The organism is Amycolatopsis thermalba, from assembly GCF_003385215.1.
GTDB classification, from domain to species: domain Bacteria; phylum Actinomycetota; class Actinomycetes; order Mycobacteriales; family Pseudonocardiaceae; genus Amycolatopsis_E; species Amycolatopsis_E thermalba.
Genome location: NZ_PQHW01000006.1, coordinates 38,401 through 58,880, shown reverse-complemented (window position 1 = coordinate 58,880; position 20,480 = coordinate 38,401). Strand labels below are relative to the sequence as shown.

The following is a 20,480-nucleotide window of genomic DNA, read 5'->3' as shown; positions in this document are numbered from 1 at the left end:
TTGCTGACCGGAGAAAGGAGCACCACCGTCGCGGCCGGACGGGACTACACCCGGCTCGTCACCGGCTTCGGGAGTGCGGTCGGCAGGTAGTCAGCCGCCACCAGCTGGGGGCCTCCGTTGCCGGGCGCCGCCCGGAACGACAGCACCCACACCGAGCCCTTCTTGCTCGGCACCTTCTCGCCCTCGTCGACCGGCAGGCGCACGCCGTCCCGGACAGCCAGCCGCTCCACGAGGTCCGGGATCACCCCGCCCTGGCTGCACACCACGGGCGTCCCACCCGCCGACACCAGCGCCAGCAGCCGGGCCAGTCCCGCCGCCCGGTCGTTCCAGTAGTGCTCCTCGGCCATCAGGTCCTCGTGCTCCACCGGGACCCCGAGGTCGTCCGCCAGGCCGCGCACCGTCTGCTCGCACCGCAACCGCGGCGCGGCCACCACCCGGTCCGGTCCGAACAGTGGCAGCAGCACCCGCAGCGCCGCCGCCTGGCGAAGGCCGCTCGGGGACAGCGGGCGCAGGTCGTCGTCGCCGCGCCACTCGTCCCGTTTCCCGGCCTTCGCGTGCCGCACGAGCAGCAGTGTCGTCAACCCCGCGGGCAGCGCCTCGAATTCGTCCAGCACCGACCGGTCGCCGTCGTACGTCAGCAGCCCCGCCGCCTCCGCGGGCGGGAGCCACCGCAGCTCGTCGACCTCCTCGTTGGGCTCGAAGGCGCCCGAGACGACCGCCGCGCTGTAGTAGTCGACGGTCTTCGGCCCGGCCTCCACCGTGTACCGCACCGTCTTCAGGTGCCGCCCCAGACGCGCCCGGAACCCGGTCTCCTCCGCGATCTCCCGCACCGCCGCGGCCGGGAGGGTCTCCCCGTCGTCGAGCTTCCCCTTCGGCAGCGACCAGTCGTCGTACCGCGGCCGGTGGGCCACCGCCACCTCGACCCCGCCCGGACCGGTCCGCCACAGCACCGCACCCGCGGCGCGGACACGAACAGAACTCACCCGTTGGCCCCGTGCTTCTTCAACAACTCGTTCTGGTGGTCGCGGACCTGCGAGGTGTCCGCGGGCGAGGGCTGCCACTCGCCGTTGTCGGTCAGCACCCAGCAGCGCGTCGCCGGGTCCAGCGCCGAGTCCAGGATGTCGTCCAGTTGCCTGGTCAGCCGCACGTCCTTGACCTGCACCATCGCCTCGATCCGGCGGTCCAGGTTGCGGTGCATCATGTCCGCGCTGCCGATCCAGTAGGTGCGCCCGCCGAGGAAATGGAAGATGCGGGAATGCTCCAGGAACCGCCCGAGAATGGACCGGACGGAAATGTTCTCGGACAGTCCGGGCACGCCGGGTTTCAGGGCGCAAATACCCCGCACCACGATCTCCACCGGAACCCCTTCCGCGGAGGCCCGGTAGAGCGCGTCGATGATTTGCTCGTCGACCAGCGAGTTGCACTTGATGCGGATACCGGCTTCCGCGCCGGCGTGCTTGTGCTCGATCTCCTCGTCGACGAGCCGCAGGATGCCGCGCCGGATCCCGGCCGGCGAGGTGAGGATGTTGCGGTAGGTGTCCTGCCGCGAGTACCCGGTCAGCACGTTGAACAGGTCGGTGATGTCCGCGCCGATGTCCGGGTCCGCGGTCAGCAGGCCGACGTCCTCGTACAACCGCGCCGTCTTCGGGTTGTAGTTGCCGGTGCCGATGTGGCAGTAGCGGCGGATCGTCGAACCCTCCTGGCGCACCACCATCGCGACCTTGCAGTGGGTCTTGAGCCCGACGAGCCCGTACACCACGTGCACCCCGGCCCGCTCCAGCGCGCGGGCCCAGGTGATGTTGGCCTCCTCGTCGAACCGGGCCTTGATCTCCACCAGCGCCACCACCTGCTTGCCGGCCTCGGCGGCGTCGATGAGCGCGTTCACGATGGGGGAGTCACCGGAGGTGCGGTACAGCGTCTGCTTGATGGCCAGCACCTTGTCGTCCCTGGCGGCCTGCTCGATGAACCGCTGCACGCTCGTGGAGAACGAGTCGTACGGGTGGTGCACGAGCACGTCGCCCTCGCGCAGGGTGGCGAAGACGCTCTTGGGCGTCTCGTGCTCACCGAACGCCGGGTGCGTGGCCGGGACGAAAGGGCGGTCCTTCAGTTCCTTGCGGTCCAAACTGGAAAGCTGCATCAGGCACGTCAGGTCCAGCAGGCCCGGCACCTCGACCACGTCGTGCGGGTCGACCTCCAGCTCCCGCAGCAGCAGGTCGAGCACGTGCTCGCTCATGTCGTTGGCGACCTCGAGCCGCACCGGCGGGCCGAACCGGCGCTGCGCCAGCTCCCGCTCCAGCGCCTGCAGCAGGTCCTCGTCGCGGTCCTCGTCCACGTCCACGTCGGCGTTGCGGGTCACCCGGAAAACGTGGTGCTCGGTGACCTCCATGCCGGTGAACAGCTCACCGAGGTGCGCGGCGATCAGTTCCTCCAGCGGCAGGAACGTCGCGACGCGGCTCTCCCGCTGCTGCTCGACGCGGATCAGGCGCGGCACGTTGTTCGGCACCTTGACCCGGGCGAACCGCTCGGTGCCCAGGTCCGGGTCCCGCACGGTGACGGCCAGGTTCAGCGACAGCCCGGAGATGTAGGGGAACGGGTGCGCCGGGTCGACCGCCAGCGGCGTGAGCACCGGGAAGATCTGCTCGGAGAAGTAGTCCGACAGGCGTGCCTGGTCGTCCGGCTCCAGATCGGCCCAGCACACGATCTGGATGTCGTGCTTGGCCAGCTCCGGGCGGACGTGCTCCTCGAACGCGGCGGTGTGCCGCTCGACCAGGTCCTGGTTGCGCTTGGCGATGTAGGCCAGCTGCTCGCGCGGGGTGAGCCCGTCGGCGCTGCGCACCGGCAGCCCGGTCTCGTCGCGGCGCTTCAGCCCGGCCACCCGGACCATGTAGAACTCGTCCAGATTGGACGCGAAGATGGCGAGGAACTTGGCCCGCTCCAGCAGCGGCTGGGAGGCGTCCTCGGCCAGCGCCAGCACCCGGGCGTTGAAGTCCTGCCACGACAGCTCGCGGTTGAAGTACCGGTCGTCGGGCAGGGACGCCGGCGGCAGGTCCGACGACGGGGTCACCGCCGGGGGCGCGGACGGGATGGCGCGGAATCTCGTGGGCGCGGCGGTCTCGCCGGACGCCGGTGGGGTCGTTGCCGGGGGAAGGGTCTCGTCGCTGCTCACACTGGCATTGTTCCTTACTTCGGGCCTGCCTGCCGATACGCCGAGTGAGAGATTGAGCAGTTCACCTGTGCTCTTGAGGACCACCCGGAGCAGTTCGCCCAGCGGCCGGGTGATGTTCACGCCACCTCCTGTGCGCAGAGCAACGCCCGGGTGCGGGCGCCCACGCCCAGCTCGCACGCCTCGTCCAGATCCGCCGGGGTGTCCACGTCCCGGCGCAGCGACGGCACGTCCAGCTCCAGCGGCACCGCACCGGACCTGGCGTGCGCCGCGGCCGAACCCGGGCCGAACCGCGGATCCAGCGGCGCGCCGGGTGCCGACAGCAGCAGTGTCGTGCCGGTGCCCTCGGCGTCCGCGGTGAACGCCCGCCGCCCGCCCGCCGCGTCGAGCGCGGCGGCCAGGTCCGCGGGACGCAAAGCGGGCAGATCGGCTTGAATCGCTCCGACGACGCCGTCCGGGTCCCGCTCGCGCAGCAGCGCCTCGCCCTGCCGCAGCGCCGCGTTGAGGTCGGCCGGACCGTGCTCGCGGACGATCTCCACACCGGGGCGGCGCAGGCCGGACACCGCGGCCGGATCGGCGGCGACCACCAGCACGCGGCGCACCCCCGCCGCGGTGGCCGCGGCCAGGGTGTCCCAGGCCAGGGCCAGCACGAGCGCCGGGTGGTCGCGCTCGCCGACGGCTCCGCGCAGGCGGGACTTGCCCGCGCGGGGCGGCTTCAGCGGGACGATCAGGCCGGAGATTTCGACGGGTACGGGCACGCCCCCATCTTTCCGCAATCGTGCACCTAGGATCAGCTACCGGCAGCACACACCACAGCAGGAGGAGTCTTGGCCGGTCGTGAGAAGGGCGGGTTCTGGGTCGGAGCCGCCGCGGTGCTGTTCTACCCGGTGAGCTGGATCGGCAGGCGGGTCTACACCGGCGCCGAGCGCATCCCGCGGGAGGGTCCGGCGCTGGTGGTCATGAACCACGTCTCGCACATGGACCCCGCCGTCGACGCGGTGTTCATCCACCGCCAGAAGCGCGTCCCGCGGTTCCTGGCCAAGGACAGCCTCGCCCGGACGCCGATCTTCGGCAAGATCCTGGTGGGCGCGGGCAGCATCCCGGTCTACCGCGGATCGGCGCAGGCCGGGGACAGCCTCCGCGCCGCGCACCAGGCGCTGCGGGAGGGCAAGGTCGTCGTCATCTACCCCGAGGGCACCATCACCAAGGACCCGCAGGGCTGGCCGAAGCGGTCCCACACCGGGGTCGCGCGGCTGGCGCTGGACAACGACGTCCCGGTGATCCCGGTCGCGCGCTGGGGCACCCAGCAGATCCTGGACTTCTACCACAAGAAGGTGCGGCTCATCCCGCGCACGACCGTGACGCACAAGGTCGGCGACCCGGTCGACCTGTCCGCCTACCGCGGCAAGCCGCAGACCGGGCCGCTGCTGCGGGAGGTGACGGAACTGCTCATGGAGCGGGTCACCGAGCTGCTGGCCGAGGTCCGCGGCGAACAGCCACCGGCGCGCAAGCCCGAGGTGGCGGACTGACGATGGTGCAGCGCATCACCGTGCTCGGCGCGGGTTCGTGGGGCACCGCGTTCGCCAAGGTGCTCGCCGACGCGGGCCGGGACGTGACGATGTGGGCCCGGCGAGCCGAGGTGGCCGGGGAGATCCGCGACAAGCACAGCAACAGCGGATACCTCCCGGACATCGAGCTGCCCGCGAACCTGACGGCCACGCACGATCCGGCCGAGGCGCTGGCCGGTACGGAGGCGGTCGTGCTGGCCGTGCCGAGCCAGAGCCTGCGCGCGAACCTCACCGGCTGGCGGGAGCTCCTGCCCTCCGGCGCGATCCTGGTCAGCCTCGCCAAGGGTGTCGAACTCGGCACGCTCAAGCGGATGAGCGAGGTGATCGCCGAGATCAGCGGGGTGTCCGGGAACGAGATCGTGGTGGTGTCCGGCCCGAACCTGGCGCGCGAGATCGCGCAGGGGCAGCCGGCCGCCGCGGTGCTCGCGTGCACCGACCACGACCGGGCGGTCGCGATCCAGCAGGCCAGCTTCAACTCCTACTTCCGGCCCTACACCAACACCGACGTGGTGGGCTGCGAGGTCGGTGGCGCGGCGAAGAACGTCATCGCGCTGAGCTGCGGCATGGCGGTCGGCATGGGCCTGGGCGCCAACACCACGGCCACGCTCATCACGCGCGGGCTGGCGGAGATGGCGCGGCTGGGCACGAAGCTGGGCGCCGACCCGCTGACCTTCGCCGGGCTCGCCGGGGTCGGCGACCTCGTGGCGACGTGTTCGTCCCCGCTGTCGCGCAACCGCACGTTCGGCGAGCGGCTGGGGCGGGGCGAGACGCTGGAGCAGGCGCAGGCCGCGGCCGGCGGCCAGGTCGCCGAGGGTGTGATGTCGTGCACGTCCATCCGGGAGCTGGCGCGCAAACACGGCGTCGACATGCCGATCACGGACGCGATGCACCGCGTGTGCCACGAGGGCGCCGACCCGCGGCAGGTGGGCGCCGAGCTGCTCGGGCGCAGGCAGAAACACGAGTGGTCCTAGTAGGTGGAACGGAGTTGACGCCCGCCCGGCCCGCTGGTTGGGTGGGCGCCATGACGACGCGTGGCCAGATGACCCGGCGGGATCTCCGCCGTGCGGCCGCGCTGTGTCCTTGTTGTTGTCGCTGACCCAGCCCAGCCTGCCGACAACCCCTTTTACTTCCGAGGACACCTGTTTTCATGTTCGCCGTTCCGGACAACACCATTGCCCTGACCGAAAAGCCCGTCCTGCGCCACCCGGTGCGCGTCGCGCTCGAGTTCGCCGCCGACCGCGACCGCTGGCGGCACCTGCTGCGCTACGACCCGGACACGCGGTTCTCCGCGCTCGTCGAAGCGCGTGCGGACGAGGAGATCTGGCTGATGGGCTGGCTGCCCGGCCAGCACACCGACCTGCACGACCACGGGCATTCGACGGGCGCGTTCACCGTCGTCAGCGGTCGGCTCACCGAAACCGTCGAGCGGCGCGGCGTGACCGAGGTGCACCCGTTGTCGGCGGGGCAGTCGCGGGTCTTCGGGCCCGGGTACGTGCACCAGGTGCGCAACGACGGCCCCGACCCGGCGATCAGCGTGCACGTCTACCGCAGCGGCGGCCGGGTCATGCGGCCGTACCACCTGGATCCGGTCGCCGGACCGGTGCGCGACTGACGTTTCGCCCCTTCGGGAAAGCTCGGCGAAGTGTCGCCGACGGTGCGGTCCCCGGACGGGTCGGTGACCGTCACGATCGCGCCGAACGGTGCGCTGCAACGCCTCGAACCCGGGCACCGCGCGTGCGACCTCGGCCCGGCTCACCGCGGCGATCATGCAGGCCGTGCGGGAGGGGCAGCGGCGGGCCGCGCGGACGGTTGCCGATTCGTTCGTGGTGATCGCCGGTGAGGGCGAATCCGCCGACGTGATCCGGAGTTTCCTGCCGCCGGTCGAGGACGAGCCGGAGGACTTCGCCCAGCCCGAGGCGGAAGCGACACCGCCGGTTCCGCGACGGCCGCGCCCGGGGACGGCCGGGGTGGTCGGCGGGTGCGTCGGCGACATCGGCATCTTCGGGATGGTGGGGCAGATCTTCGGCGCCGGTGTGACGTTGTGGTGCGGCAAGGCCGAGGATCAGCTGAACACGTACTCGGGCACGATCACCGAGTTCGCGGACAACGTGCGCGAAGCCGCGAAGGCCCACGACGCGCGCGACTCCGGGACCGCCGCCGGGTTGCTGGGATTCACGGCGTGAGCGAGTACCAGCCCGGGGACGTCGGCCTGCACACGGCCGGGATGGCGCTGGAGACGCTGGGGCTCGTGCTCGACCCGATCGGCAGCCTGCTGACGGCGGGGATCGGGTGGCTGATCGAGCACAGTTCGGTGTGGCGGTGGCCGCTGGACATCATGTGGGGCGATCCCGAGGGCATCGAGGCGGCCGAGAAGGCGGTGCAGGCCGAGCTCGCGACGCTGATGGAGAGCTGGTCCGGCGAGGGGGCCGACCAGTTTCCGCAAGAGCATGGAGGCGGTGACCGACCAGCTCGACCCGATCGGCGGTTACCTGGAGAACGCCGGGAAGTCGATGAAGGTCGCCGGTGGCCTGGTGGGCGCCTTCCGCGGCATCGTGCGCGACCTGATCGCCATGCTGCTGGCGACGATCATCAAGGGCGTGCTGATCGCGGCGGCGCTGGCGCCGGTGTCGTTCGGGGCGTCGATCGTGGTCTTCATCGGCACCACGATCGGCATGGTGGCGACCGCGCTGGGCAAGATCGGCGCGAAGATCGCCGAGCTGACCCGGAAGCTGGTGGACCTCGCCGGAGCCAAGCCCCCGTCGGCGAAGCCCGGTTCGAACGGCCCGGCGCCGGTCAACACGGGAGCGCCGGTTTCGGGCGGCCCGAAGCTGAACGAGCCGGGCCCGCCGCCGCCCGCTACACCGAAGCCCACCGACACCACCCCGGCGCCGGTCCCCAAGACGCACCACTGCTTGTCCGAGCAGATGTCCCAGGCGATCAAGGACGAGCTGTCCGAAATCGAGGGTGTCACGCCCGTGATGCTGGAGAGGTTCGACAAGATCAGCAACTTCTCGGTGGCGCAGCTGGGCACGCTGTTCGGCCCGGCGGGCGCCGAGAAGTTCGAGCAGGCGATCAAGTACCTGACGGACCCGTGGTTCGGCTACCGGGGCCTCGCCGGCAAGACGATCATCGACATGATCAAGGGCATCCCGACGAGCGTAGGCGACATCACCGGCGGCGACGAGTGATCCGCGCTCCCCCGCGGAGCACGGCGTCGGCGAGCCCCCGCGCTACCGGCCACGAGCACGCACGTGCGGCGGAATCGGGGCGCCCTCGGGCGTGTACGCGGCCGGCACTGGCTCGCCGAAGGTGGTCTGGACCGGCACCACCCCGGCCCAGATCTCGTGGCTGTCCATGTCCTCCGGATCGTCGATCGGCTCGCCCGCGCGGATCTTCACCGACGCCTCCGCCAGGTCCAGCGCCAGCACCGAAACCGACGCCAGCTCCTTCGCGTTCACCGCCCGCGCGTGGTCCCACGAGCCCGGCGTCAGGTGCTCGGTCACCACGTGCAGCCCGTGCATCTTCTCCTCGCCCGTCACCAGCCGCGCGGTTCCGTGCACCACCGCGCTGCGGTAGTTCATCGAGTGGTTGTTGAGCGAGCGCGCGTACACCAGACCGTCGACCAGCGTGACCGTCACACACACGTCGATGCCCCGCGCCGCCGCGCGCAGGTTCCCCGAACCGGTCGAGCCGTGGAAGTACAGCGTGTCGCCGTCGCGGCCGTACCCGGTGGGCACCACGACGGGCGAGCCGTTCAGCACCAGCCCGAGGTGGCAGATCAGGCCCTCGTCGAGCACCTCGTACAGGCGCTCGCGATCGGTGGCCGCGCGGTCCTTCTTGCGGGTCAGGGTACTGCGCGGGGTCGGCGAGAGTGTGGTCATGCCGTCAGCATGCGGCGTATAGTGGACTTCCAGTAGATCCACTTTCGGAGCAAAACGAAAGGCCACTTCGCGTGTCCCAGCCCGCCACCGCGCTGCCCGTCGCCCTCGACCGCGAGTCCGGGACCCCGCTGGCCGTGCAGCTCGCCGACGCCCTGCGCGACGCGGCCGCGACCGGGCACCTGCGCGGCGGCGACCGGCTGCCGTCCACCCGCGCCCTGGCCGCGCGGCTGGGCGTGAGCCGCACGGTCACCTCGGCCGCCTACGACCAGCTGCACGCCGAAGGCTGGATCACCGGGCGGCACGGCTCGGGCACCTACGTCACCACTTCACCACCGAGCGACCGGCCGGTCCACCGGGCGGTCCCGGGCGAGGTCGCCGAACCGGACGAGCTGCTCGACCTCACCCCGGGCACGCCGTGGGCGGCGGGCATCGACCGCGCCGCCTGGCGCCGGGCCTTGCGCGCCGCCGCCGACACCCCGCCGCTGACCCGCGCGCACCGCGCCGGCCTGCCGGAGTACCGGGCGGCGATCGCCGAGCACCTGCTGCGCCACCGCGGGCTGGCGGTCGGCACCGACTCCGTGCTGGCCACCGGCGGCACCACCGCCGCGGTGTTCGAGCTGGCCGGGGCCGTGTTCCGGGCCGGGGACACGGTCGCCGTCGAGGAGCCCGGCTACCAGCGCGCGGTGGAGGCGTTCCTGAGCGCCGGGCTGAAGGTCGTCGGGGTGCCGGTGGACGGCGAGGGCCTGCGCACCGACGCGATCCCGCCCGGCGTGCGCGGCGTCTACTGCTCGCCGGCGCACCAGTACCCGATGGGGTCGCGGCTCAACGCGGCCCGCCGGGTGGAGCTCGTCGAGCGGGCCCGCGCCGAGAACATGCTCATCATCGAGGACGACTACGACGGTGAGCTGCGGTTCGACGTCGCCCCGCTGCCGCTGCTGGCCGCGCTCGCGCCGGACGTCGTGGTGCACCTGGGCACGACCAGCAAGATCCTCACGCCCACCCTCGGCGCCGGCTGGATGGTCGCGCCGGGCGCGGTGACGTCGTCGGTGCTGGGGCACCGCGACCGCACCGGAACCCGTCCGTCGCCGGCCGGGCAGCGCGTGCTGATCGAGCTCGCGCGGCACGGTGACCTGGGCCGTCACCTGCGGAAACTGCGCCGTGAGTTGTCCGAGCGGCGGGTGGTGCTGGTGTCCGCCTTGCGGGCGGCCGGGATCCCGGTGCTGGGCGACGACGCGGGCGCGCACCTGGTGGTGCCGTTCACGTCCGCCGAGGCCGAACGGGAGTGCCTCGCGGCGGGACGGATGCGCGGGATCCGTCTCGATGGTTTGGCCCGCCACTTCGCGGGAACGCCCACGGCGTATGGCGTGGCGATCGGTTACGCGGGCTGTTCGCGCGAGGCGTTGGGCGGCGCGCTGGACGAGCTGGTGGGCTTACTGCGCTGACCGGATCAGGGCAAGAGCCCGGTAGGGTGACGGCCCATGAGGAAGACGCGGGTGGCCGTGGTGTTCGGCGGCCGGAGCACCGAGCACACGATCTCGTGCCTGTCGGCGGGCAGCGTGCTGGCTCATCTGGACCGCGACCGCTTCGAGGTCGTGCCCATCGGGATCACCCGCGAGGGCGGCTGGGTGCTCGGCACCGCCGACCCGAAGACCCTCACGATCTCCGACCGGCGGCTGCCCTCGGTCGACGGCGGCCAGTCGCTGGTCCTCGCCGGGGACCCGACGCGGCGCGAGCTGGTCGTGACCGAGCCCGGCGCCGAGGCGCTCGGTGGTGTCGACGTCGTCTTCCCCGTGCTGCACGGCGCCTTCGGTGAGGACGGCACGCTGCAGGGGCTGCTGGAGCTGGCCGGGATCCCGTACGTGGGGCCGGGCGTGCTGGCCAGCGCGGTGGCGATGGACAAGGGCTACGCGAAGAAGCTCCTCGCCGCGGAGGGCCTGCCGGTCGGGCGTTACGTCGAGCTGCGCCGCGGACAGTCCACTCTGGACGAGGCGGACCGGGAACGGCTGGGGCTGCCGGTGTTCGTCAAGCCGTCGCGGGCGGGGTCGTCGATCGGGATCAGCAAGGTGACCGACTGGGCCGACCTGGATGCGGCGATCGCCCTGGCGCGCGAGACCGACCCGAAGGTGCTGGTCGAGGCGGCGGTGCCGGGGCGCGAGGTCGAGTGCGGCGTGCTGGAGTTCCCGGACGGCCGGGTGGAGGCGTCGCTGCCGGCCGAGGTGCGCGTGCTCTCCGACGACGAGTCCGCCTGGTACGACTTCGAGACGAAGTACATCGGCGAGGACGCGGAGCTGGACATCCCCGCCAAGTTGGACGATTCGGTCACCGAGAAGCTGCGCGCGCAGGCGGTGAAGGCGTTCCAGGCGCTCGACTGCCAGGGCCTGGCGCGGGTGGACTTCTTCGTGGGCCCGAACGGCGAACTGACGGTCAACGAGGTCAACACGATGCCCGGCTTCACGGCGACGTCGGCGTACCCGAAGATGTGGCAGGTCACCGGCGTGGATTACCGCACCCTGCTGACGACGCTGATCGACACCGCGCTGGCACGGGGCACCGGGCTGCGCTGAGGCGGCCGGCCGCTGCGCTCAGAAGCGCAGCGGCACCGCGGGCAGCGTGGCCGCCACCGTGTCCGAGATCTGCTGCAGCGGCCCGGTCCCCGCGGAGTCGGGCACCGTCAGCGCCACGTACACCGCCCGGTCGACCACGTACCACGTCGACGAGCCCGGGCCCTCCACCGGCAGCCACTGCACTCCGCTGACCACCCGCAACTGGCTCGTCGGCGTCAGCTCCGGTGGCTTGCCCAACCCGCAGCGCAGCACGATCGACTCCGGGGAGCCCCACGCGATCGTCGCCTCCGGGGCGGGTTCGGCGATCGTCCGGCGGGGTAGCGCGGTGCCCTTCGAGTCCAGCTGCGCCGGCATCGCCGGGATCAGCTGCGCGCACTCGGCCGAACCGGCCTGCGGGGCGTCCACCGGCACCAGCGCCAGCGGGCCCGCCTCGTCACCGGAGCCGCGCACCACCAGCCCGATGACCGCGACCCCGGCCGCCAGCACGACCACCAGCACGGCCGCGACCACCAGCAGTGCCCGCGGCGGTGCCCCGGTCTCGGTGTCCGGCATCGCTTACAGGTGCACCACGGGGCAGGTCAGCGTGCGCGTGATGCCCTCGACACCCTGCACCTTCGCGACCACGAGCTGCCCGAGCTGGTCGACGTTGTCGGCTTCGGCGCGCACGATCACGTCGTAGGGGCCGGTCACATCCTCGGAACTGGTGACGCCGGGGATCCCGGCGATCTCCGCCGCGACCGCGGCGGCCTTGCCGACTTCGGTCTGGATGAGGATGTATGCGTGGACCACGGCGCGCCCCTTCGTCTCCGGCGTCGAACTCAAGGTAGGAACGTGGTGAGAACCTACCGCACGAACCACGAATTTAGGTCATCCGACTATCGAGCGACCGAGGTGACGCATGTCAACCCACCAGGCATCCGACTCCGGCACGGTCGCCGGAATGGGTGAGTTCGGCCTCATCCGCGCCGTGACCGAGAACCGAAGACAACCCGCGCCGACCCTCCTCGGACCCGGCGACGACGCCGCGGTCGTGGCCGCGCCCGACGGGCGGGTAGTCGCCACGACCGACGTCCTCGTCCAGGGCGTGCACTTCCGGCTGGACTGGTCCACTCCGGACCAGGTCGGGCGCAAGGCGGTGGCGGAGAACTTCGCCGACGTCGCCGCGATGGGCGCGGTGCCCACGGCCGTCCTCGTCGGGCTCGCCTGCCCGCCGGACACGCCCGCGAAGGTCGTCCGGGAACTCAGCGACGGCCTGTGGGCGGAAGCGCAGCGCGACGGCGCCGGGGTCGTCGGCGGCGACATGGTGCGCGCCGACCAGCTCGTGGTGAGCATCACCGCGCTCGGTGACCTGCAGGGCCGCGCGCCGGTGACGCGTTCGGGCGCGCGGCCGGGGGACATCGTCGCGGTGTCCGGGCGGCTGGGCTGGGCCGCGGCCGGTCTGGCCACGCTCGGCCGCGGTTTCCGCTCGCCGGTCGCGGTCGTCAACGCCCAGCGCGCGCCCGAACCGGACTACGCCGCCGGCCCCGCGGCCGCGATCGCCGGGGCGACGGCGATGATCGACGTCTCGGACGGCCTGCTCGCCGACCTCGGCCACATCGCGGAGGCGTCCGGCGTGGGCATCGACGTGCTGACCGAGCACCTGGAGGTCGACCAGAAGCTGGTCGACGTGGGCACCGCGCTGGGCGCGGACCCGCTGACCTGGGTGCTGACCGGCGGCGAGGACCACGCGCTGGTCGCCACGTTCCCGTCGTTCGCCGACCTGCCCGAGGGCTGGCGGCGGATCGGCTCGGTCACGCTGGCCGATTCGGGCGTGACGGTCGACGGTGAGCAGTACCACGGCGAAAGTGGCTGGGAGCACTGGCGCTGACCCCGTTACGGTGACCCGTTATGGACCTTCGCGTGGTCGCCTACGACGATCCGGACGCGGTCGAGCTGATCGACGCCGTGCAGCAGGAGTACGTCGTGCGGTACGGCGAAACGGACGCCACCCCGGTCGATCCGGCCGAGTTCGCGCCGCCGCTGGGGTTGTTCGTCGTCGGCTACCTGGACGGGGAGCCGGTCGCCTGCGGTGGCTGGCGTGCCCGCGGTGACGACGAGGTCGAGCTGAAGCGCATGTACGTCGCCGATGCCGCTCGGGGCAAGGGTTTCGCCCGCGCGGTGCTGGCGGAGCTGGAGCGGACGGCGCTCGCGGCCGGGCGACGGCGGCTCGTGCTGGAGACCGGGCTGAAGCAGCCGGAGGCGATCGCGCTGTACCGGTCGGCCGGCTACACCGACGTTCCGGCGTTCGGCCACTACCGGGACGATCCGCTGTCGGTGTACCTGGGCAAGGACTTGGAGGATTCGAGTGGCGATCTACGCGCTGGGTGAGCTGACCCCGTCGATCCACCCGACGGCGTTCGTGCACCCGGACGCCACGGTGATCGGCGACGTGCGGATCGGGCCGGACGCGTCGGTGTGGCCGCAGGCCGTGCTGCGCGGGGACCACGGCTACATCGAGATCGGCGAGCGGTCCAACGTGCAGGACGGGTGCGTGCTGCACTGCACCGCCCAGGACCCGACGATCCTGGGCCCGTCGTCGGCGATCGGGCACGCGGTGCACGTGGAGGGCGCGCGGATCGGCACCGGTTGCCTCATCGCCTCGGGTTCGGTGGTGCTGAACGGCAGCGTGATCGAAGACGGCGCGATGGTCGGCGCCGGGGCGGTGCTGTCGTATTCGGCGCACGTGCCGTCCGGGCACATCGCGCTCGGGGTGCCGGCCAAGGTGCGGGAGAACACGTCGTTCGGGCCGGACAAGATCCAGCGCGTGGTGGACGGCTACGTCGAGCGGGCGCAATGGTTCCGCACCGCCCTGCGACGGCTGGATTAGGGACGGCCGATCAGGAGAGTTGCCGTGCGCGGGCCGGGGCGCCCGGGCCGGCCGCCTGAGCGGCGGCAGCGATTCGGCGCGGCGCCGCTCGGTGCCGGGCCCGGCCGCTTCGGGCGATGGTGCGGCCCGCCGGAACGGGAGCCGTGGCGGCGAGCGGGGCAGCGGCACGCCGCCCCTCGCCTGGGCTAGGGCGGTGTTTCCTGAACGAGGAAGCCACTCGTGATTGCCATGAGGTGGACGGTTGCCTCGTAGCGGCCGGCGAGCTTGTCGTACCGGGTGGCGTGACAGCGGCTTTTGGCCCTGTTCGATGGCCAGATGCAGCTTGGCGGTCCATCCACACCGCGAGCACCAGGCCGTGATCAGCCGGCTCGCGCTGCCCGACTCCGCTGGTGATCAGGCCGCCGCGTCCGCACGCGCTTGCAACGCCGCCAGGATCAGCCTCCACACTCCGGCGCGCTGCCAGCGCCGGAACAGGCCGTTCACGGCCAGGTCGGCTCGCCCCGTGGCCGCTCGACCTAGGGCAGCTTCCAGTCCACCGGCTCGGCGCCCTGCCGCTGCAGCAGCTCGTTCGCGCGGCTGAAGGGCTTCGACCCGAAGAAGCCGTTGCGGGCGGACAGCGGGCTCGGGTGCACCGACTCGATGCACGGCACCCCGCCGAGCAGCGGCTTCAGGCTGCGCGCGTTGCTGCCCCACAGGATCGCCACCATCGGCTTGCCGCGGGCGGCCAGCGCGCGGATCGCCTGCTCGGTGACCTCTTCCCAGCCCTTGCCCTTGTGCGAGTTGGGCGAACCGGGGCGCACGGTCAGCGACCTGTTGAGCAGCAGCACGCCCTGCTCGGTCCACGGCGTGAGGTCACCGTTGGACGGCGCCGGGTAGCCGAGGTCGTCGCAGTACTCCTGGTAGATGTTGATCAGGCTCTTCGGCAGCGGCCGCACCTCCGGCGCCACCGCGAAGCTCAGCCCGATCGGGTGGCCCGGCGTCGGGTACGGGTCCTGGCCGACGATCAGCACCTTGACGTCGTCGAAGGGCTGCTGGAACGCCCGCAGCACGTGCTCGCCCGCCGGGAGGTACCGGCGTCCCGCGGCGATCTCCGCGCGCAGGAACTCACCCATCGCGGCGATCCGGTCGGCGACCGGGTCCAGCGCCTTCGCCCAGCCGGCCTCAACGACTTCGTGCAACGGTTTCGCAGCCACGGCGGCGTACTCTAGCGCCACCCCGGGCACGCGAAAACGGCGGATGCCGCAGGGCACCCGCCGTTTCCGATGAAGTCTGCAGCGATCAGCCGCGAACGACCTTGCCGGCCTTCAGGCACGAGGTGCAGACGTTCAGCCGCTTGCGCTGGGACACGCCGATCTTGGCGTGCACGGTCTGGATGTTCGGGTTCCAGCGGCGGTTGGTACGCCGGTGGGAGTGCGAGACGGACTTGCCGAAGCCCGGTCCCTTGCCACAGACGTCGCACACGGCAGCCACGTCGAACTCCTTTGACGATCAGGGAAGACAAAACACGCCCGGCGCGGGCCGGACACTCGGACCATAGTAAACGACGGTCCTTCGCCCTCCGGCGACCGGGTCGCTACCCTGGCCTGACCAGGGAGGAGGTCGGCGGTGCGGGCTCTGGACGAGCATGCCATCACAGCGTGGGCGGCGGCCTGCGTGCACAGCCTGGAGGTGCTGTGCCCGGCCATCAACGGCATCAACGTCTACCCGGTCGCCGACTCCGACACCGGCTCCAACCTGCTGCACACCATGTCCGGCGCGCACGCCCGCCTGATCGCCGAACCCGCCACGGACAGCGCGGCGACGGCACTGTCCGTGCTCGCCCGGGGCGCCGTCCTCGCCGCGCGCGGCAACTCCGGCGTGATCCTCTCGCAGGTCCTGCGCGGTCTCGCCGAAACCGCCGCCGCCGCGAGCGAGCTGGACGGGCCCACCCTGGCCAAGGCCCTGGCGAACGCGCACCGCACCGCCACCGACGCGGTCGCCCGCCCGGTCCAGGGCACGATGCTCAGCGTCCTGCAGGCCGTGGCCCAGGCGGTCACGCAGCCCGGTGACCTCGCCGACGTCGTCGCGATCGCCGCCAAGGCCGCTTCGGAAGCCCTCGAGCAGACCCCGCACCAGCTGCCGGTCCTCGCCGCGGCCGGGGTCGTGGACGCGGGCGCGCGCGGGCTCGTCGCGGTCTTCGACGCCCTGGCCGGCGTGGTCACCGGCACCGAGACCCAGATCGCGCACTCCTGCGAGGCGCACACCCGCGGCGAACCGGACGCCGAGCCGGCCCCCTACGCGTGGGAGGTCATGTACCTGCTGGACGGCGTCGCCGACGCGGACGTCCCGGTCCTGCGCCGGGCGCTGTCCGAACTGGGGGACAGCGTCACCGTGGCCGGGGACGGCAGCGGGGGACACGCCGTCCACGTGCACTGCGCGGACATCGGTGCCGCGATCGAGGCCGGTCTGCGGGCGGGCACGCCGAGCAACATCCGCGTCGAACCGCTGATCACGCCGACCCCGATCGAACCGCCGTCCGGCCCGGACCGCGCGGTGGTCGCCGTCGTGCACGGCGAGGAACTGGCCGCGCTGCTGCGGGAGGAGGGCGTCGCGGTGCTCGCGGTGCCCGACCACGCCACGCCGAGCGTCGAGGAGATGCTCGGCCTGATCACCGAGCGGGCGGCCGGTCACATCACCGTCCTCGCCGGCGGCGCGAGCCTGACCAGGGCCGCCGACGACGCAGCCGGCCACCCGATGATCGGCGACCGGGACGTGGTGGTCATCCCGTGCGCGTCGCCGGTCCAGGTGCTGTCCGCGCTGGCCGTGCACGACGTGCAGCGCCGCGCGAACGACGACGTCGTGGCCATGGCCGAGGCGGCCGCGGCAACGCGGCGTGGCGAGCTCGTGGTCGCCGCCGAGGAGTCGATAACCTGGGTGGGACGGGCCCACGCCGGTGACCTGATCGGTTTCGTCGACGGCGAGGTCGTGCTCGTCGAACCGGCCGGCGCCGAGCCCGCCGAGGCGGCGCTGGGTGTGCTGAACCGGATGCTGGCCGTCGGCGGCGAGCTGGTCACCGTGCTGACCGGGACCGAGGCGCCGCCGGGCCTGACCGACGAGCTGCGGGAGCGGTTGCGGGCGCAGCGACCGGAGGTGGAGTTCGTGGATTACCCCGGCGGGCAGGCCGACGCCGTGCTGCTGATCGGTGTGGAGTGAACGCGTGACCGGACTGCGTGACAAGCTGCCCCCGCTGCTGGGCGCCAGGACCGCGAAGGCGCTCGCCGAGTCGCTGGACATCCACACCGTCGCCGACCTGCTGCGGCACTACCCGCGCCGCTACGCCGAGCGCGGCGAGCTGACGAACATCGCGGGCCTGGAGATCGGCGAGCACGCGACCGTCATGGCGCGCGTGGAGAAGGTCAACATGCGCCGCATGCGCAACAAGCCGGGGCACATCCTGGAACTGGTCATCACCGACGGCCACCGCAGGCTGTCGTGCGCGTTCTTCGGCCGCCCGCACCAGCACGAGCGGCAGCTGCGGCTGGGCCGCACCGGGTTGTTCGCCGGCAAGGTCACCGCGTTCCGCAACACGCTCCAGCTCGCCAACCCCGAGTACCAGATGCTCGACGGCGACGACGACAGCGCGATGGACGACTTCGTGGGCGCGATCATCCCGGTCTACCCGGCCGCGGCCGGGATGCCGTCGTGGTCCATCGCGCGGTGCGTGCGCCAGGTGCTGGACACGCTGGAGCGCGAAGAAGACCCAATGCCGCGCGAGTTGCTCGACAGCCGCCAGCTCATGGACCTGTTCGACGCGCTGCACAACATCCACCGCCCCAAGGACCGCGACGCGCTGGAGGCCGCGCGGGACCGGCTGAAGTGGGACGAGGCCATGGCGGTGCAGCTGATCTTCGCGCAACGCCGGTACTCCGCGGTGTCCCGGCCGGCGCCCGCGTGCGCGCGCACGACGGACGGCCTGCTGGACGCCTTCGACCAGCGGCTGCCGTTCGAGCTGACCGAGGGCCAGCGCGCGGTGGGCGAGGACATCGCCGCCGACCTCGCCAGCGAGCACCCGATGAACCGGCTGCTGCAGGGCGAGGTCGGCAGCGGCAAGACGGTCGTCGCGCTGCGGGCGATGCTCCAGGTGGTCGACTCCGGCCGCCAGGCCGCGATGCTCGCGCCCACCGAGGTGCTCGCCGCGCAGCACGCCCGGTCGCTGCGCGAGATGCTCGGCGACCTGGGGCAGGCCGGTGAGCTGGGCGCCGCGGAGAACGCGACGAAGGTGACGCTGCTGACCGGGTCGATGTCGGCCAAGGAACGCAAGCAGGCGCTGCTGGACACCGCCAGCGGCGCGGCCGGGATCGTCGTCGGCACGCACGCGCTGATCCAGGACACGGTGTCCTTCGCCGATCTGGGCCTGGTGGTGGTGGACGAGCAGCACCGGTTCGGCGTCGAGCAGCGGGACGCGCTGCGTTCCCGCGCGGCGAACGGCGGCAGCCCGCACGTGCTGGTCATGACCGCGACGCCGATCCCGCGCACGGTCGCGATGACGGTCTACGGCGACCTGGAAACCTCGGCGCTGCGGCACATGCCGGTCGGGCGGTCGCCGATCAAGACGAGCGTGGTGCCGGTCGCGGAGAAGCCGTCGTGGCTGGACCGGGCGTGGCGGCGGCTGGTCGAGGAGGTCCGCAAGGGCCACCAGGCGTACGTGGTGTGCCCGCGGATCGGGGACGAGCCGGCGTCGAACAACAGCGACCGCCGCCCGCCGCTGGCGGTGCTCGACGTCGCCGCCGAGCTGGAGAACGGGCCGCTGTCGGAGCTGCGCCTGGGGATTCTGCACGGCCGGATGCCGCCCGACGACAAGGACGCCGTGATGCGCGCGTTCGCCGCGGGCAAACTGGACGTGCTGGTCGCGACCACGGTGATCGAGGTCGGCGTGAACGTGCCGAACGCGACGATGATGGTGATCATGGACGCCGACCGGTTCGGGGTCAGCCAGCTGCACCAGCTGCGTGGCCGGGTGGGCCGGGGCAGCGTGCCCGGGCTGTGCCTGCTGGTCACCGAGACGCTGGACGGCACCGCGACGCGGGAGCGGCTGGCGGCGGTGGAGTCCACAACGGACGGGTTCGAACTGTCCCGGTTGGACCTGGAGCTGCGGCGCGAGGGCGACATCCTGGGCGCGACCCAGTCCGGCAAGCGCTCCAGCCTCAAGCTGCTTTCGCTGCTGCGCGACGAGGACGTCATCGCGGCCGCGCGGGAGCGGGCGCAGGAGATCGTCAGCGGCGACCCGGCGCTGGACCGGCATCCGGGCCTGGCGCACATGGTGTCCGACCTGGTCGATTCCGAGCGCGCCGAGTACCTAGAGAAGTCCTGACGCACGATCGGGCGACGGCCCGAGTTGTGCGTGATCTCCGGCGGCGCGACGCTGAGGCGTGCTCAAGACTGGATTACGCGCGGTCATCGGTTCGGCACTGCTCGTCCTCGCCGCCGTGGCGCCGGCTTCGGCCGCGCCCGGTGCGCAGCAGAACCCGCCGAGCTGGGCCCTGGACCGGATCGACCAGCGCGGCAAGGCCGGCGACCAGACCTACCACTACGACAGCACCGGCGAGGGCGTCACGGTGTACGTGATCGACACCGGGGTCGACGCGGCGCTGCCGGACCTGGCCGGGCGGGTGGACCCGGGCAAGGACTTCGTCGGCGGCACCGACAACCCGGCCGACGGCAACGGCGACGGCACGCGGATGGCCGGGATCGTGGCCGGCACGGAGTTCGGCGTCGCGAAGGCCGCGCGGATCGTGCCGGTCAAGGTGCTCGACGACAAGGGCAACGGGCGGCTCAACAACATCATCTCGGGCATCGACTGGGTCACCCAGAACGCGAAGCAGCCCGCCGTCGCGGTGATCGGTTTCGGTGGGCCCGCGTCCGACGGCCTGGACAACGCGGTGCGGCGGCTGATCGGCGTGATGCCGGTGGTCGCGGCGGCCGGGTGGTCGGGGGTGGACTCGTCGTTCTCCTCGCCCGCGCGGATCCCGGAGCTGCTGACCGTGGGAGCGGTGGACAAGGCGGACGCCTTCGCGCCGAAGTCGAACTTCGGGCTGGGGGTGGACCTGCTGGCGCCGGGGGTGGACGTGCCGTCGACCGCGCCGGGGGCGACCGCCGCGACGCCGTTCTCGGGCACCTCGATGGCGGCGGCGTTCGTCGCGGGCGCCGCGGCGCTCTACCGGGCCCAGCACCCCGACAAGACGCCCCAGCAGGTGATGGACGCCCTGATCAACAACTCGACGCCGGACGTGCTGACCGGCCTGCCGCAGGGCACACCGAACCGGCTGCTGTACACGCGGTTCGAGAAGGAGAACGCGGCGAGCTGAATTGCAGAAGCCCGTGACGGCGGCTGACGGCGCCGAAGTCGCGCCCGGTGCAGGGCAACCTCATTCCGGTGTCGCGGAGGCACTCGGTGAGGTT

Annotated in this window: 22 protein-coding genes; 13 read left to right on the top strand and 9 right to left on the bottom strand. The window is 72.2% G+C overall.

Annotation, left to right across the window (positions count from 1 at the left end; translation table 11 throughout):
- Positions 1 to 44: 44 nt before the first annotated feature.
- From D0D15_RS04395 to cofC, 3 genes are all read right to left on the bottom strand, one after another.
- Positions 45 to 983: an NUDIX hydrolase gene (locus tag D0D15_RS04395; protein WP_094007375.1), complete on the bottom strand. Its 939-nt coding sequence runs from the start codon at positions 981 to 983 to the stop codon at positions 45 to 47.
- Positions 980 to 3,166, bottom strand: coding sequence for an RNA degradosome polyphosphate kinase (locus tag D0D15_RS04390; RefSeq protein ID WP_094007374.1), 2,187 nt, complete (start codon positions 3,164 to 3,166; stop codon positions 980 to 982). The genes D0D15_RS04395 and D0D15_RS04390 overlap by 4 nt, the downstream gene beginning before the upstream one ends.
- A gap of 116 nt (positions 3,167 to 3,282) precedes the next feature.
- Positions 3,283 to 3,921: a 2-phospho-L-lactate guanylyltransferase gene (gene cofC / locus D0D15_RS04385; RefSeq protein WP_094007373.1), complete on the bottom strand. Its 639-nt coding sequence runs from the start codon at positions 3,919 to 3,921 to the stop codon at positions 3,283 to 3,285.
- A 69-nt stretch (positions 3,922 to 3,990) separates the two neighbouring features.
- On the opposite strand from cofC, the gene D0D15_RS04380 reads away from it, so the two are divergent.
- The 4 genes from D0D15_RS04380 to D0D15_RS36885 all read left to right on the top strand — a co-directional run bounded on the left by D0D15_RS04380 (position 3,991) and on the right by D0D15_RS36885 (position 6,914).
- A complete protein-coding gene (locus tag D0D15_RS04380) occupies positions 3,991 to 4,692 on the top strand; it encodes a lysophospholipid acyltransferase family protein (RefSeq protein WP_094007372.1) in 702 nt (233 codons plus the stop codon).
- A 2-nt stretch (positions 4,693 to 4,694) separates the two neighbouring features.
- Entirely contained in the window at positions 4,695 to 5,702 is a 1,008-nt protein-coding gene (locus tag D0D15_RS04375; protein ID WP_094007371.1) for an NAD(P)H-dependent glycerol-3-phosphate dehydrogenase, read from the top strand.
- 176 nt (positions 5,703 to 5,878) lie between these two features.
- A complete protein-coding gene (locus D0D15_RS04370) occupies positions 5,879 to 6,343 on the top strand; it encodes a cysteine dioxygenase (protein WP_094007370.1) in 465 nt (154 codons plus the stop codon).
- Between the two features lie 88 nt (positions 6,344 to 6,431).
- The gene (locus D0D15_RS36885; RefSeq protein WP_233157406.1) at positions 6,432 to 6,914 is read left to right on the top strand and encodes a hypothetical protein; all 483 of its coding nucleotides are present in this window, start codon (positions 6,432 to 6,434) and stop codon (positions 6,912 to 6,914) included.
- Here D0D15_RS36885 and D0D15_RS35815 read toward each other — a convergent pair.
- Positions 6,904 to 7,068 carry a hypothetical protein gene (locus tag D0D15_RS35815; protein ID WP_158224465.1) on the bottom strand — a complete coding sequence of 55 codons (165 nt, stop codon included), beginning with the start codon at positions 7,066 to 7,068 and terminating at the stop codon, positions 6,904 to 6,906. The genes D0D15_RS36885 and D0D15_RS35815 overlap by 11 nt on opposite strands.
- Before the next feature lie 119 nt (positions 7,069 to 7,187).
- Here D0D15_RS35815 and D0D15_RS04355 point away from each other — a divergent pair, with 119 nt between their 5' ends.
- Complete coding sequence (locus tag D0D15_RS04355; protein WP_143266227.1) at positions 7,188 to 7,919, top strand: hypothetical protein; 732 nt, start codon at positions 7,188 to 7,190, stop codon at positions 7,917 to 7,919.
- A gap of 42 nt (positions 7,920 to 7,961) precedes the next feature.
- Here the strand turns inward: D0D15_RS04355 and D0D15_RS04350 are convergent, their stop codons facing one another.
- Entirely contained in the window at positions 7,962 to 8,612 is a 651-nt protein-coding gene (locus D0D15_RS04350) for a pyridoxamine 5'-phosphate oxidase family protein (protein WP_094007368.1), read from the bottom strand.
- A 71-nt stretch (positions 8,613 to 8,683) separates the two neighbouring features.
- Here D0D15_RS04350 and pdxR point away from each other — a divergent pair, with 71 nt between their 5' ends.
- A complete protein-coding gene (pdxR, locus tag D0D15_RS04345; protein ID WP_115944254.1) occupies positions 8,684 to 10,054 on the top strand; it encodes a MocR-like pyridoxine biosynthesis transcription factor PdxR in 1,371 nt (456 codons plus the stop codon).
- Between the two features lie 36 nt (positions 10,055 to 10,090).
- Positions 10,091 to 11,176: a D-alanine--D-alanine ligase family protein gene (locus D0D15_RS04340; protein WP_094007366.1), complete on the top strand. Its 1,086-nt coding sequence runs from the start codon at positions 10,091 to 10,093 to the stop codon at positions 11,174 to 11,176.
- 18 nt (positions 11,177 to 11,194) lie between these two features.
- Here D0D15_RS04340 and D0D15_RS04335 read toward each other — a convergent pair whose 3' ends face one another.
- Positions 11,195 to 11,728, bottom strand: a complete 534-nt coding sequence (locus tag D0D15_RS04335) for a DUF3515 domain-containing protein (RefSeq protein WP_094007365.1) — start codon at positions 11,726 to 11,728, stop codon at positions 11,195 to 11,197.
- Positions 11,729 to 11,731: 3 nt separating this feature from the next.
- Positions 11,732 to 11,965 carry an Lrp/AsnC ligand binding domain-containing protein gene (locus D0D15_RS04330; RefSeq protein ID WP_017987495.1) on the bottom strand — a complete coding sequence of 78 codons (234 nt, stop codon included), beginning with the start codon at positions 11,963 to 11,965 and terminating at the stop codon, positions 11,732 to 11,734.
- Between the two features lie 109 nt (positions 11,966 to 12,074).
- On the opposite strand from D0D15_RS04330, the gene D0D15_RS04325 reads away from it, so the two are divergent.
- Genes D0D15_RS04325 through D0D15_RS04315 form a run of 3 tightly spaced genes read left to right on the top strand, consistent with a single transcriptional unit; the run spans position 12,075 to position 14,042 of the window.
- Complete coding sequence (locus tag D0D15_RS04325) at positions 12,075 to 13,043, top strand: thiamine-phosphate kinase (protein WP_115944253.1); 969 nt, start codon at positions 12,075 to 12,077, stop codon at positions 13,041 to 13,043.
- A gap of 20 nt (positions 13,044 to 13,063) precedes the next feature.
- Positions 13,064 to 13,543, top strand: coding sequence for a GNAT family N-acetyltransferase (locus D0D15_RS04320; RefSeq protein ID WP_094007363.1), 480 nt, complete (start codon positions 13,064 to 13,066; stop codon positions 13,541 to 13,543).
- A complete protein-coding gene (locus D0D15_RS04315) occupies positions 13,521 to 14,042 on the top strand; it encodes a gamma carbonic anhydrase family protein (protein ID WP_094007362.1) in 522 nt (173 codons plus the stop codon). Before D0D15_RS04320 ends, D0D15_RS04315 begins: the two co-directional genes overlap by 23 nt.
- A gap of 515 nt (positions 14,043 to 14,557) precedes the next feature.
- Here the strand turns inward: D0D15_RS04315 and D0D15_RS04310 are convergent.
- Both D0D15_RS04310 and rpmB read right to left on the bottom strand, forming a co-directional pair.
- Positions 14,558 to 15,235, bottom strand: coding sequence for a uracil-DNA glycosylase (locus D0D15_RS04310; protein WP_094007385.1), 678 nt, complete (start codon positions 15,233 to 15,235; stop codon positions 14,558 to 14,560).
- An 85-nt stretch (positions 15,236 to 15,320) separates the two neighbouring features.
- The gene (rpmB, locus tag D0D15_RS04305) at positions 15,321 to 15,512 is read right to left on the bottom strand and encodes a 50S ribosomal protein L28 (protein WP_017987500.1); all 192 of its coding nucleotides are present in this window, start codon (positions 15,510 to 15,512) and stop codon (positions 15,321 to 15,323) included.
- Between the two features lie 135 nt (positions 15,513 to 15,647).
- On the opposite strand from rpmB, the gene D0D15_RS04300 reads away from it, so the two are divergent.
- The 3 genes from D0D15_RS04300 to D0D15_RS04290 are packed head-to-tail and all read left to right on the top strand — an operon-like array spanning position 15,648 to position 20,386.
- Positions 15,648 to 17,234, top strand: a complete 1,587-nt coding sequence (locus D0D15_RS04300) for a DAK2 domain-containing protein (protein WP_094007361.1) — start codon at positions 15,648 to 15,650, stop codon at positions 17,232 to 17,234.
- A 4-nt stretch (positions 17,235 to 17,238) separates the two neighbouring features.
- Positions 17,239 to 19,392: an ATP-dependent DNA helicase RecG gene (gene recG / locus D0D15_RS04295; protein ID WP_094007360.1), complete on the top strand. Its 2,154-nt coding sequence runs from the start codon at positions 17,239 to 17,241 to the stop codon at positions 19,390 to 19,392.
- A gap of 58 nt (positions 19,393 to 19,450) precedes the next feature.
- Positions 19,451 to 20,386 (top strand): S8 family peptidase, encoded by a 936-nt coding sequence (locus D0D15_RS04290; RefSeq protein WP_094007359.1) that lies wholly within the window; start codon positions 19,451 to 19,453, stop codon positions 20,384 to 20,386.
- Positions 20,387 to 20,480: the final 94 nt, after the last annotated feature.

Bases quoted from the DNA above. Each gene is read 5' to 3' on its own strand.
- D0D15_RS04375 (WP_094007371.1), top strand. From the start codon at position 4,695: ATGGTGCAGCGCATCACCGTGCTCGGCGCGGGTTCGTGGGGCACCGCG.
- D0D15_RS04370 (WP_094007370.1), top strand. From the start codon at position 5,879: ATGTTCGCCGTTCCGGACAACACCATTGCCCTGACCGAAAAGCCCGTC.
- D0D15_RS35815 (WP_158224465.1), bottom strand. From the start codon at position 7,068: ATGATGTCCAGCGGCCACCGCCACACCGAACTGTGCTCGATCAGCCAC.
- D0D15_RS04350 (WP_094007368.1), bottom strand. From the start codon at position 8,612: ATGACCACACTCTCGCCGACCCCGCGCAGTACCCTGACCCGCAAGAAG.
- D0D15_RS04340 (WP_094007366.1), top strand. From the start codon at position 10,091: ATGAGGAAGACGCGGGTGGCCGTGGTGTTCGGCGGCCGGAGCACCGAG.
- D0D15_RS04335 (WP_094007365.1), bottom strand. From the start codon at position 11,728: ATGCCGGACACCGAGACCGGGGCACCGCCGCGGGCACTGCTGGTGGTC.
- D0D15_RS04325 (WP_115944253.1), top strand. From the start codon at position 12,075: ATGTCAACCCACCAGGCATCCGACTCCGGCACGGTCGCCGGAATGGGT.
- D0D15_RS04320 (WP_094007363.1), top strand. From the start codon at position 13,064: ATGGACCTTCGCGTGGTCGCCTACGACGATCCGGACGCGGTCGAGCTG.